At 67.0% G+C, this 11,940-nt stretch carries 12 protein-coding genes; 5 read left to right on the top strand and 7 right to left on the bottom strand.

The window, feature by feature from the left end; all coding sequences use genetic code 11:
* Positions 1-14: 14 nt before the first annotated feature.
* The gene (locus tag AC5RWA_RS09875) at positions 15-1,043 is read left to right on the top strand and encodes an Lrp/AsnC family transcriptional regulator (RefSeq protein WP_476245793.1); all 1,029 of its coding nucleotides are present in this window, start codon (positions 15-17) and stop codon (positions 1,041-1,043) included.
* A gap of 3 nt (positions 1,044-1,046) precedes the next feature.
* Here the strand turns inward: AC5RWA_RS09875 and glgX are convergent, their stop codons facing one another.
* A complete protein-coding gene (gene glgX, locus AC5RWA_RS09870; protein ID WP_494057475.1) occupies positions 1,047-3,233 on the bottom strand; it encodes a glycogen debranching protein GlgX in 2,187 nt (728 codons plus the stop codon).
* 175 nt (positions 3,234-3,408) lie between these two features.
* Between glgX and AC5RWA_RS09865 the strand changes: the two genes are divergently transcribed.
* A complete protein-coding gene (locus AC5RWA_RS09865; protein ID WP_079595215.1) occupies positions 3,409-3,708 on the top strand; it encodes a putative quinol monooxygenase in 300 nt (99 codons plus the stop codon).
* A 101-nt stretch (positions 3,709-3,809) separates the two neighbouring features.
* Positions 3,810-4,706 carry a Rieske (2Fe-2S) protein gene (locus AC5RWA_RS09860; RefSeq protein ID WP_494057474.1) on the top strand — a complete coding sequence of 299 codons (897 nt, stop codon included), beginning with the start codon at positions 3,810-3,812 and terminating at the stop codon, positions 4,704-4,706.
* 7 nt (positions 4,707-4,713) lie between these two features.
* Here the strand turns inward: AC5RWA_RS09860 and AC5RWA_RS09855 are convergent, their stop codons facing one another.
* The 4 genes from AC5RWA_RS09855 to AC5RWA_RS09840 are packed head-to-tail and all read right to left on the bottom strand — an operon-like array spanning position 4,714 to position 8,772.
* A complete protein-coding gene (locus tag AC5RWA_RS09855) occupies positions 4,714-5,919 on the bottom strand; it encodes an N-acetylglucosamine-6-phosphate deacetylase (RefSeq protein WP_494057473.1) in 1,206 nt (401 codons plus the stop codon).
* A 2-nt stretch (positions 5,920-5,921) separates the two neighbouring features.
* Positions 5,922-6,686 carry a copper homeostasis protein CutC gene (locus AC5RWA_RS09850; RefSeq protein ID WP_494057472.1) on the bottom strand — a complete coding sequence of 255 codons (765 nt, stop codon included), beginning with the start codon at positions 6,684-6,686 and terminating at the stop codon, positions 5,922-5,924.
* Positions 6,687-6,688: 2 nt separating this feature from the next.
* Positions 6,689-7,468 (bottom strand): glucosamine-6-phosphate deaminase, encoded by a 780-nt coding sequence (gene nagB, locus AC5RWA_RS09845; protein ID WP_494057471.1) that lies wholly within the window; start codon positions 7,466-7,468, stop codon positions 6,689-6,691.
* Positions 7,469-7,521: 53 nt separating this feature from the next.
* Complete coding sequence (locus AC5RWA_RS09840) at positions 7,522-8,772, bottom strand: PTS transporter subunit EIIC (RefSeq protein ID WP_079595210.1); 1,251 nt, start codon at positions 8,770-8,772, stop codon at positions 7,522-7,524.
* Positions 8,773-9,001: 229 nt separating this feature from the next.
* Between AC5RWA_RS09840 and AC5RWA_RS09835 the strand changes: the two genes are divergently transcribed.
* Together AC5RWA_RS09835 and AC5RWA_RS09830 are read left to right on the top strand one after the other, a co-directional pair.
* The gene (locus AC5RWA_RS09835; protein WP_079595209.1) at positions 9,002-9,232 is read left to right on the top strand and encodes a PTS sugar transporter subunit IIB; all 231 of its coding nucleotides are present in this window, start codon (positions 9,002-9,004) and stop codon (positions 9,230-9,232) included.
* Positions 9,232-9,690 carry a PTS sugar transporter subunit IIA gene (locus tag AC5RWA_RS09830; protein ID WP_494057470.1) on the top strand — a complete coding sequence of 153 codons (459 nt, stop codon included), beginning with the start codon at positions 9,232-9,234 and terminating at the stop codon, positions 9,688-9,690. Before AC5RWA_RS09835 ends, AC5RWA_RS09830 begins: the two co-directional genes overlap by 1 nt.
* Positions 9,691-9,726: 36 nt before the next feature.
* Here AC5RWA_RS09830 and AC5RWA_RS09825 read toward each other — a convergent pair whose 3' ends face one another.
* On the bottom strand, positions 9,727-10,479 hold the full coding sequence (locus tag AC5RWA_RS09825; protein ID WP_494057469.1) for a GntR family transcriptional regulator: 753 nt from the start codon (positions 10,477-10,479) through the stop codon (positions 9,727-9,729).
* Positions 10,480-10,590: 111 nt separating this feature from the next.
* Entirely contained in the window at positions 10,591-11,889 is a 1,299-nt protein-coding gene (locus tag AC5RWA_RS09820) for an MFS transporter (RefSeq protein ID WP_494057468.1), read from the bottom strand.
* Positions 11,890-11,940 lie beyond the last annotated feature (51 nt).

Raw genomic sequence — 11,940 nt, 5'->3', positions numbered from 1 at the left:
GAGCGGGACTAAGCGTGGAATTGAGCGAGGAAGACCTGGCCCTGATCCAGGTCCTGCAAACCTCTCCCAGGCTGGGCTGGGCCGACGCCGCAAAGGTCCTCGGCGTCCATGCCACCACGCTGGCGGCACGATGGGAACGGCTGAAGTCCGGCGGCGCGGCCTGGGTTACCGCGCATCTGGCGGGTGATCCGCAACAGATGCTGCTCGCCTTTGTGGCCGTCGACTGCGACATGAACCTGCGGGACAGCGTCACCGCCCAGCTGGCCGCCATCCCGGAGATCATCACCGTTGAAGAGGCGGCGAGCAACCGGGACCTCATGCTGACAGTGATCACCAGGTCGCTGGAGGAGTTCAGCACCAAGGTGATTGCCCAGCTGAAAACCATCGAAGGGCTCACCAAGTACCAGACGGCACTGTGCACCCGGCTCCACACCAGCGCCGATGAGTGGCGGCTCAACATTTTGAGCCGCGCGCAGCTGGCGACCCTGCGGACGCTCGGTCAGCCGGGCACGTCGGACGGAAAACAGGCTGTGGCGGGGCAACTCCCCGAAAGCCACCTGGACCTGCTGCCGTTCCTGGCCCGGGACGGCAGGGCAACCGCGGCCGAGATCGCGCGGGATTTGGGGCGGCACCCGGCAACGGTGCAGCGGCAGCTCAACCGGGTGCTGGCCAGCGGAATCCTGTTGTTCCGGTGCGAAATTGCCCAGGGCTACTCTTCCTACCCGGTCACGTGCCAGTGGTTCGCCAACGTCCCCGCAGGCCGGCATGAGGAAGCGGCTGCTGCCATCCGCACCATCAGCAACGTCCGGCTGAGTGCCTCCACCACGGGGCCCACCAACTTCGTGATCATTATGTGGCTGCAGTCCCTCGCGGACGTGATGACGGCAGAACTCGCCCTGCAGCAAAAGGTCCCGGGCATGGAGCTGGTGGAGAGCGTGGTGATGCTGCGGACGGTCAAGCGGGTGGGCTGGATGCTGAACGGAGACACGACGGCGAGTGGCGCCGTCGTGGTTCAGGCCGGCGCGCTCAACGCCGCGGACTGACGCTCAGGACGTCCGCACTCCTCCTGCTTCCGGTGCTGCCAGCAGGGCAAGGGAGGCCGCCACGGAGTGGTCCGGTTTTTCCGGTGGCTTGGCGTACGCCCGGAGGACCAGCAGGGACTTGCCGGCCAGTTTCACGGTGCCGTTGGCCTCAAGGAAACCTTGGTCCGCATGTTCACCCGCGGTGTCGATCAGTTGCTCCCAGGCGGGCGAGTACTCGGCACTGGGCAGGGTGAAGTCCACGGGGTCGTCCCCGGAATTGCAGAAGAGCAGGAAGTTGTGGTCGTGGATGACCCGGCCTCGGTGGTCCTTGCCCACTGCCTCACCGTTGTAGAACACTCCGAGGGCCCTGGCGAGGGGGTTGCCCCAGTCCTCGGGAACCATCTCGGACGCATCCGTGTTGAGCCAGACGATGTCCGGAAGGGGCTGCCCCAGGCTGCGCCGCACGGGCCTGCCCTGGAAAAACCTGTTGCGGCGGAAGGTTGGGTGCTCCCTGCGGAGGGTGGTGACGGCGGCGAGGAACTCTGTCAGCGGCTGGTCCGCGGTGTCCCAGTTGATCCAGGACAGCGGTGAGTCCTGGCAGTAGGCGTTGTTGTTTCCCTGCTGCGTGCGGCCGAGTTCGTCACCATGGAGCACCATGGGCACTCCCTGGGAGAGGAGGAGCGTGGCCAGCAGGTTGCGCTGCTGCCGTGCCCGCAGCGCCAGGATGCCCTGGTCCGTGGTGGGGCCTTCGGCGCCGCAGTTCCAGGAACGGTTGTGGGATTCGCCGTCGTTGTTGTTTTCGCCGTTGGCCTCGTTGTGCTTGGCGTTGTAGGAAACCAGGTCGCGCAGGGTGAAGCCGTCATGGGCAGTGACGAAGTTGATGGAGGCCACCGGCCGCCGGCCTGAACTTTCGTAGAGGTCCGAGGAGCCGGCAAGCCGGGACGCGAACTCGCCCAGGGTGGCGGGGGCGCCACGCCAAAAGTCGCGGACGGCGTCGCGGTACTTTCCGTTCCACTCCGTCCACAGCGGCGGGAAGTTGCCCACCTGGTAGCCGCCCGGGCCGACGTCCCAGGGCTCGGCAATCAGCTTCACCTGCGACACCACGGGGTCCTGCTGGACCAGGTCGAAGAAGCTCGACAGCCGGTCCACCTCATAAAACTCCCGTGCCAGTGCCGAGGCGAGGTCAAAGCGGAAACCGTCCACATGCATCTCCAGCACCCAGTACCGCAGCGAGTCCATCAGCAGCTGGAGGGCGTGCGGGTGCCGGACATTGATGGTGTTGCCGGTGCCCGTGTAGTCCAGGTAGTGCTGCTTGTCGTGGTCCACCAGCCGGTAATACGCCTCGTTGTCGATGCCCTTGAAGGACAGGGTGGGACCCAGGTGGTTCCCCTCGGCGGTGTGGTTGTAGACGACGTCGAGGATCACCTCGATGCCCGCGGCGTGCAGGGAGCGGACCATTGCCTTGAACTCCTGCACCTGCTGCCCCGGCCTGCTGCTGGAACTGTAGCTTTCGTGCGGGGCGAAGAAGCCGATGGTGTTGTAGCCCCAGTAGTTGCTGAGGCCTTTGTCCTGCAGCACGCTGTCCTGGACGAACTGGTGAACGGGCATCAGCTCGATGGCGGTGACGCCAAGTTTCTGCAGGTGCTCGATCACCGCCGGGTGCGCGATGCCCGCATAGGTGCCGCGTTCTTTTACCGGCACCTCCGGATGGGTCATGGTCAGGCCCTTGACGTGTGCCTCATAAATCAAAGTGTCGTTGTAGGGGATTTTCGGCGGGCGGTCGTGCTGCCAGTCGAAGAAGGGGCTGATGACCACGGACCGCATGGTGCTGGATGCCGAGTCTTCAGCGTTGAAGGACGAAGGATCGCCGAAGTTGTAGGAGAACATGGGCTGGCCCCACGTAATGCCGCCGCTCATGGCCTTCGCATACGGGTCCATCAGCAGCTTGTTCGGGTTGCAGCGGACGCCCTCTGCCGGATTGTAGGGGCCGTCCACACGGTAGCCGTACAGCTGGCCCGGCAGGACATGGGGAAGGTAGCAGTGCCACACGAAGCCATCCACGGCTTCCAGCCGGATGCGCTGTTCAGTGCCGTCCTCGTCGAACAGGCAGAGGTGAACAGCGGTCGCGGCCTCGCTGAACAACGCGAAGTTCGTGCCGCTGCCGTCGTACGTCGCACCCAACGGATAGGGGTTCCCCGTCCAGACTTCCATGTCAGCCTCCATCCCCAAAGAGAACACCATCCAACCACAGGGGTGCGACATCTGTTGGGAGGGGCGGCTAATGAACCAAGCGCGAACGGCAATAGAGCCGGCACCGCTGCCCGGTCCTGCCACGCAGGTCCTGTTTTAAGGGCGTTCTGTCGCACCCGTCCTGCAGACTGTCCGTATGACTTTTGCAAATGTGGGAAGCCTCGGAACCAAGCCCGGCCAGCGCGACGCCGTCGTATCCATCCTGCTCCGGCCCATGCCCGGGCTGAAGGAAGCCGGTTGCCTGCTCTACGAAGTGGGCATCAATGACGACGTTCCGGACACCGTTTTTGTGTGCGAGCTGTGGGAATCGCCGGAAGCGCATCGGGCTTCGCTGCAGCTGGACAGCGTGCGGGCAGCGATCGCCGAAGCCATGCCCCTGCTGTCCGGTGAGATGGGCGGCAACCAATTCAGGGTGCTGGGATCGCCGCTCCGCTGACCTCCGCTCCCGGCTTCGGAACAGCCCTGTTGCCCGCGTGCGCCAGCGGCTAAGCTCGCGGGCAACGACTGGACACCGGTTAACGGGGTAAGGGGACACACATGAAGCCACTGCCTGCACTTGAGCTTGTTACCCGACTCGAAGACGCCGAATGGCTTGATCCGCTGGCCAAGAGCGTCCGGAAAGCCGTGAAAAGGGTGATCCGCCCGCGGTGGGCCCGGGACATCCTCCACGGAGTGCCCATCGGCCACCCCGTTCACCCGCTCGCCGTCCAGGTGCCCATCGGCGCCTGGATCTCGGCCGCAGTCCTGGACGCGCTTCCCGGCAATGAAAAAGCTGCCACCCTGTTGATCGGGGTGGGGACCGTGAGCGTTGTACCGTCTGCCGTGGCCGGATTTACCGACTGGTCCCAACTGCACCCGCAGCAGCAGAGGGTGGGACTGGTCCACGCCTCCGCCAACATCGCTGCAACAAGCCTCTACATTGCGTCGCTGGTGCAACGCGCCCGCGGCAGCCAGGGCAGCGGGAAGGTGCTGGCGTATCTCGGGCTTGCCACAGTGAGCGCCAGCGGCTTCCTGGGTGGCCACCTCACCTACCGGCAGGCCGCTGGAGTGAACCACAGCGAGGAGATCCCGCACCGCTTCCCGTCCGGCTGGCACCCCCTCGCGCCGCTTGAGGAACTGCCCGACGGAACGCTCCACAAGCGCGATGTTGCCGGATTGCCGCTGCTCGTCTTCCGGGAGGGGGACACGCTCAACGTACTCTCCGACGTCTGCAGCCACCTCTCCGGGCCGCTGCACGAGGGCAAACTCAAACAGGGTGCACCCGAGGCCGGCAGTGATAGCGGTGAACCCTGTGTCGTCTGCCCCTGGCACCGGAGCACCTTCTCGCTGCGGACCGGTGAGGTGCAGGCCGGGCCGGCCACCTCGCGCCAGCCGCGCTTCGAAACCCGCATCACCGACGGGCTTGTGGAGGTCTGCCTGCCGGGCGCGGATTAGCTGTCGTCTACCCGGACCGTTCCAGCGCGGTCACCCACTCGCCCCGCCGCAGCACACCGGCAAGGTTCAGGTCCGCATCAACCACGACGACGTCGGCCGGCATTCCCGCGCGCAGGTCGCCTGCCTGCGAGGACAGTCCCAGGACCTCGGCGGGAACGCCGCTGGCCGCCAGTACGGCATCCTGCAGCGGCACACCCGCAGCCACGGTACTGCGGACAACATCCAGCAGAGTGGAGGTTCCACCCGCGATGGCACCGGTGCTGTCCACCCTGGCCACGCCCTGATCCACCGTCACGGCCAGCGAACCCAGCCGGTACTGTCCGTCCTGCAGGCCGGTAGCCGCCATGGAATCCGTGACCAGGGCGATGTTTTCTGCGCCCACCAGGTCGAACACCAGCTTGACCGTCTCCGGAGCAAGATGGACACCGTCGGCAATCAGCTCCACCACGGCATTGCCGGCGCGGGCAGCACTAAGGCTGGCCGAGACCGGGCCGGGGGAACGGTGGTGCAGGCTGGGCATGGCGTTGAACAGATGGGTGACCGTTGGGCGGAGCCGCCCCGTAGGATTCGCCGGACCGGCGAGCCCGGCGGCCACATGCTGCAGGAAATCGGCGGCAGCGTTGTTGTCGGCGGCAGTATGCCCCAGCGAGGGGATGATCCCGCGGGCTGCGAGGAGGTCCGCCAGCCCGGACGCCCCGGGAAGTTCGGCCGCGAGAGTCATGGAGGCCAGGGAGACGCCGGCCGCGTCCAGCAGTTCGGCCACCAGGCGCGGATCCGGTTCAAGCAGCAACGCGGGATCGTGCGCGCCGCACTGCCCCGAAGCGAGGAAGGGGCCCTCCAAATGGGAACCGGCAATCAGGCCCTCATCTGCCACAGTCCGCAGCGCCGTGAGGTTCCGGACCAAGTCCTCAGGCGACCCGGTCACCAGGCTGGCCAGCAGTGTGGTGGTGCCCCGGCTGTGCAGGTAGCGCGCCGCGGACCGGGCACCGTCGACGGAACCCTCCGAGAAGTCCGAGCCGAGCGCGCCGTGGCAGTGCAGGTCCACCAGGCCGGGCAACAGAAACCGGTCAGCTGAATCAGGGGAACCTTGCCCCGCAAAGCCGGACGCCGGACCCGCGTAGGTGATGCGGCCGCCGTTGACCGCTACAACACCATCGGCCACGTCCATGCTTCCGGTGACCACGCGGCCACGGAGTACCAGTTGGTTACCCATCGCTAGCGGCCTCCCGTTGTCAGTGCTGCCGCCATCCGGGCTGCAAGGGCGGGGTCTGCGGCAGCCGTCCGGTCCGCACCGGAGATGCCGAGGCGAGGCCGCGCGGACGTGTGCACGGCATGGACGCCGGTCTCGAGAAGCGACGGTACCAGCTCAAGCGTCACCCCGCCGCCGGCCATGATCTGGACCGCCGGCGCGTGCGTCCGTCCCAGCTCCACCAGCCGGCCCAGCATGCTGAGGCCGGCCGCACAGTCCGGGCTGCCGCCGCTGGTGAGCACCCGGTCCACACCTGCTGTTTCCAACCGGGCCAGTGCATCCGCAGGGTCGAATCCAAGAGCAAGCGCGGCATCGAACGCGCGGTGGAACGTGACCTCTGCGGAGGGCTTGTACCGGCGTGCCACCTCGGCTATCCGGCGGATCGCCGGAGCGTCCGGGCCGCCGTCAGCTGCGAGTACGCCCACCACCACCCCTGCGGCGCCGGCATCCATTGACGCAGCCACATCACGCTCGATGACCTCCAGTTCCTCCCGCGTATAGCTGAAGTTGCCCGGGCGCGGCCGCACCAGGACGTGGACGGGAAGGCCCGCACGGCACGCCTGCTCCACCGTGCCGATGCTGGGGGTGATGCCCTCCGTCTCGGCAAGGGCTGCGCAGAGTTCCACCCGGGCAGCGCCGACGGCGGCAGCCAGCCGTACGCCGTCGGCATTTTCCACGGCAAGTTCAAGCTGCGGCGGGCCGATGACAGTAACGGGTGCGTCGCGTCCCATGCTCAGAGCCCCTGCCACGCCGGCTTCCGGCCGAAAGTGTCCGTGTAGTAGTCCCGGTGCGCCAGCCGGGAAGCCGCCGCCTCGTCCACCAGCACAGAGACGTGCGGGTGCATCTGGAGCGCCGAAGCCGGGCAAAGGGCAGCAACAGGGCCTTCGACGGCGGCCGCGATGGCTTCCGCTTTTGCCTCCCCCATGGCCAGCAGCAGCAGGTGCCGTGCTTCGCGGATGGTGCCCAGCCCCTGCGTCAGGACGTGGTCCGGGACATCCGCCGGGTCACCAAAGAAGCGCGCGTTGTCCTGCCGCGTCTGGCGGGTGAGCGTCTTGATCCGGGTGCGTGAGCCGAGCGAGGACATGGGCTCGTTGAAGCCCACATGCCCGTCGGTCCCGATGCCCAGGATCTGGATGTCCACCCCTCCCGCCGCTGAAATCCGGGCCTCGTACTGTTCCGCCTCGGCCTCGGGGTCCGCCGCCATCCCGTCCAGGCCGTGCACTGTGTCCGCAGCAAAGTCCACGCTGGCCGTGAACTCGTCCCGGATCACGGAGTGGTAGGACTGCGGATGTGCGCTGGGCAGCCCCACATATTCATCGAGGAGGAACGCCTGCGCCTGCGCGAAGCTCAGGCCGCCGGTCCGGTGCCGTTTGATGAGTTCCTGGTAGGTGCCCAGGGGCGTGGACCCGGTGGCCAGTCCAAGGACGGACGGGCCGCTGCGGACCTGCTCTTCGATGGCGTCTGCCGCCGTGCGGGCGACGTCGGCCGGGGTGGGAAGGATGATGATTTCCATGCGGTGAAGCTGCTTTCGGTTGCAGGTGCAGTAGGGGGAGGAGCGGAGCGCCGTTACTTGGCGGCGTCCGTATCCACGCTGACTTCGTCGTCCTCACGGCCGGGCGTCCGCAGGTTCCAGCGTTTGATGACGATGGAGAAGAGGAAGTAGTAGATCACCGCATAGCCCAGTCCGATGGGGATGAGCAGCCAGCCGTTCTCTGATTTTCCGAAGTTGAGGACGAAGTCGATCAGCCCGGCGGAGAAAGTGAAGCCATGGTGGATGTCCAGGGCGTTGACCAGTGCCATGGAGGTGCCGGTGAGGACTGCGTGGACGATGTAAAGCGGGAAGGCGACGAACATGAAGGAGTACTCCAGCGGTTCGGTGATGCCCGTGAAGAACGCGGTGAGGGCGGTGGAGAGCATGATGCCGCCCACGATCTTCTTCTGTGAGGGCTTGGCGTGGCGCCAGATGGCGAGGGCTGCTGCCGGCAGGCCGAACATCATGATGGGGAAGAAGCCGGTCATGAAGATGCCCGCGCTGGGGTCGCCGGCGAAGAAGCGGTTGAGGTCGCCGCGGACCAGCTGGCCGGATGCGTCCGTGTAGTCGCCGATGAGGAACCAGACGGCGGAGTTGAGGATGTGGTGCAGGCCTGCGGGGATGAGCATGCGGTTGGCGAAACCGTAGACGCCGCCACCGGCCACGGCGTTGCCCGCGACGGCTTCACCCACTGCCGAGAGGCCGGCGTTGAAGAGCGGGTAGAACAGGGCAAGGACGACGCCGGCAACCAGGCTGGTGACGGACGTCAGGATGGGCACCAGGCGGCGGCCGCTGAAGAAGCCCAGGAAGTCCGGCAGTTTGGTGCGGTAGAAGCGCTGCCAGAGCATGGCGGACAACAGGCCCACCACAATGCCGGCCAGGACGCCGTAGTTGATCATCGCGGGCTTGCCGGCGGGGTCAAGCTGACCGGCCAGGACCAGCGGGGACATGGCCTTGAAGACGCCGTCGATCACCATGTATCCCACCACTGCTGCCAGGGCGGTGGAACCGTCGGCCTTCTTGGCCCAGCCGATGGCGATGCCGACGGCGAAGATGAGCGGCAGCCAGGTGAACACGGCATTGCCTGCCGCGGAGATGACGGCAGCGCCGCCTTCGAAGCCCGGTATCGCGCCCAGCAGGTCGGCCTGGCCGATGCGCAGCAGGATGCCGGCTGCGGGGAGGACGGCGATGGGCAGCATCAGGCAGCGGCCCAGCCGCTGGAGGGTTGCGAAGGCCCTGTTTGGCTTCTTCTCTGGAGCCAGGGCGGCGGTCTCGGATGTTGACATGGTTACACCTCTGCGGGGATCGGGTGGGGCTTGTGGAGAAACGGTTCCAGCCGGTACTGTCTGGTTATGACCAGTTCAGTGTGATTCATCCCACGAGCGACTGTCAAGGGAGAAGATCTTCCGGCAGCCGCTGACAGTTCCGATGAACCGGCACATAATTGGTCGCACTTGGGCCGCCGGTCCTGGTGCTGAAGCAGTGCTCCCCGGGGCACCGTCAGAAAGGGCAGCCATGTCCAAAGCAGAAAAGATCATTGAGGGCCTGGGCGGAGCCGCCAACATTGTGGAAGTCGAGGCCTGCATTACCCGTCTCCGCACCGAGGTCAAGGACGGGTCGCTGGTCAACGAAGCCACCCTGAAGGCCGCCGGAGCCCACGGCGTCCTTGCGGCCGGCACCGCAGTGCAGGTCATTGTGGGCCCGGAAGCGGACAACCTGGCCGAAGACATCGAGGACCTGCTCTGATGCCGGAAACGCTGGTTGTCCACGCGCCCATCAGCGGCAGCGTGGTTCCCTTGTCCGACGTCCCGGATCCCGTTTTCGCGGGCCAGATGGTGGGTTCCGGCGCGGCCGTCGAGCCGCCGGCAGGCGAGGCATTCGACGTCGTGTCCCCGGTTGCCGGAAAAGTGGTCAAGCTCCTGCCGCACGCCTTTGTGGTGGTGGAGCCAGCCGGGCGGGGAGTGCTCACCCACGTGGGCATCGACACCGTCAAGCTCAAGGGCGAAGGCTTCAAGCTGCTGATCGCCCAGGGAGATTCCGTCGCCGCCGGTGAGCCCGTGATGCATGTGGACCCTACCGCCGCCCTGGCGGCCGGTTACTCGATGGTGAGTCCCGTCGTCGTCCTCGATACAAAGCCGGACACGGCAACGCTGGCGGCAACCGGAGCGGTGTCCGCGGGTGCCCACCTGTTCTCGTTGGACTAACGCCTGCCCTGGGCCGGCATTCGCCGGGAAGTCCGTTTAGAGCCGGACTTCCATGTTCAGCGAGTAGCGGTCCGAGCGGTACCAGGAGCGGGAATGTTCAATGGCCAGGGACCCTGAATAGGAAACCCGGTCAAACGCCAGTACCGGTGCGCCCGTCCCGGTTCCGAGGAGCGCCCCCACGTCGGCGGGGGCGCCCTCGGACCGCACGCTTTGCCGCGCCCGGTCGATCTGGTGGCCGAACTGCGCCGCCAGGGCCTTGTACACCGAGCCGGTCAGGTCAATCTCCAGCAGGCCACGGGCGTGCTCCGGGTTGTACCAGGCGTCGTCCACGCTGACCGGCCGGCCGTCCGCCAGGCGCAGCCGCTTCAGGTGGATGGCCTCGGAACCCGGCAGCAGGCTGAGCGCTTCGGCGGTGTCCTCCGGGGCGGTGCCGGTTTCCGCCACCAGTACCACCGTGCTGGGGACGTGCCCCATGGACTCCATTTCCTGGGTGAATGAGGCCAGGTGCAGCGTGGACTGCACCGGCGAGTCCGCCACGAACGTGCCCTTCGCCGGAACCCGGACCAGGTGCCCCTCGTTGACCAGGCGTCCGATGGCGGCCCGTACCGTGATGCGGCTGACGCCGTAGGAATCCATGAGGGTCCGCTCGCTGGGGAGCCTGGCGCCCGGCTCCAGTTCTTCCTTGGCGAGCTTGAGGATGATCAGCCGCAGCTGTTCGTGCTTGGGGACCTGCGAGTTGTTGATGGCCGCGCCGGCCGCCCCGGCGGTGCTCCTTGATGTGGCGGACAAAGCGGGCCCCTCCTGATCCTGGAGCGGTCCGGTGAGGACCACTGCTTCGGATTATTCCACAGGAGGGGCCGCAGTGGCTTTGCTTGGCCGCTGCAGGCCGGGCGGGAGAGGTCAGGCGACCAGCTCGGCGTCCCGGTCCAGAGCTGTGCGCCGGGCGGCCTTGGTGCGGAGGGCCAGCATCAGCACCGCGCCCAGCACGGCCGGTGCGGCAAAGGCCATGGCGGCCGCGGGCACTCCACCGCCGAAGCTCACCAGCAGTGCGCCGTACGTGGGCCCGGCGATGGCACCGATGCGTCCCACCGCCAGCGCCCAGCCCAGCCCGGTGGCGCGCGTGGCCGCAGGGTAGAACTGGGCGATGTAGTCGTTGATCATGTTTTGCGTGCCCAGCCCGCCAAAGCCTGCGACGGCGGCGAGCACCGTCATCACCGCGGCGGGCGGGTTGACGGACATCAGGAGCAGGGCGGCGGCGGCACTGGCGAAACCAACGATCACCAGCGGCCGGGGTCCGAATTTCTGGCTGGCAACCGAGGCCAGGACGGTGCCCACCACGGCGCCCACCGAGTAGGCCAGCAGGAAAGACACGGAGGAGCCGACGCCGAACCCTGCCGTCCGCATGATCTGCGGGAGCCAGGTGCTGACGCCGAAGATGGTGAGCAGGCTCAGTACCGTGATGGCCCACAGCAGGAGGGTGGTGCGGGCGGTGCCCTGGGCAAACAGTGCACGGGTGGGGGAGATGCGGACGGCGGCTGCCGGCACGTCGGCCGTGCGGGGAAGGCCGTATATGGCTTCAATCCGGTCTGCCTCCACGGTGCGGAGCTGGGTCCGCAGGAACGACGGCGACTCCGGCAGCAGGAACCAGGCGAACGGAACCAGCAGCAGGCCGCCCGCGCCGATGGCGTAGACCGGGCGGAAGCCGCTCGATTCCAGCAGGGCCAGCGAGGTCAGGGAAGCCACTACTGTGCCTGTCGCCGGCCCGGTGAGGACGGCGCCCAGGACCAGGGACTTTTTGCCCGGCGGGGCGAACTCGTTGGTGAGCGCCACCGCCGTCGGAAGCAGGCCGCCCACGCCGAAGCAGGCGATGAAGCGGAATACCGCAAACAACTCCCAGGTGGGCGCCGCGGCGCATGCCAGCATGGCCAGCGAAAACAGGGCCAGGGCGCTGACGAAGATCCGCCGCCGGCCCAGCCGGTCCGTCAGGGTTCCGACGATGAGGGAGCCGAGCAGCATTCCCACCAGCGCGATGGACCCTACGGCGCCCGCGGCGGCAGGCGTGACGTTGAACGGCGGCTGGCCGATCAGGCCGGGAAGGGTGGCGCCGTAGACGTAGAGGTCATAACCGTCGGCGAGCAGGCCAAGCCAGCACAAGACAAAAATTCCGAGCAGGGATTTCCTGGGGGCATTGGAGTTCATCGTTGATTCCAATCGGGGGAGGGGCGGCAACAGGATCGCCGGCGGGACGTC

The sequence above is a fragment of the Arthrobacter sp. 210 2 genome (assembly GCF_059093025.1).
Note: the sequence above shows the minus strand (reverse complement) of the source record. Positions and strands in the feature narration are given on the sequence as shown.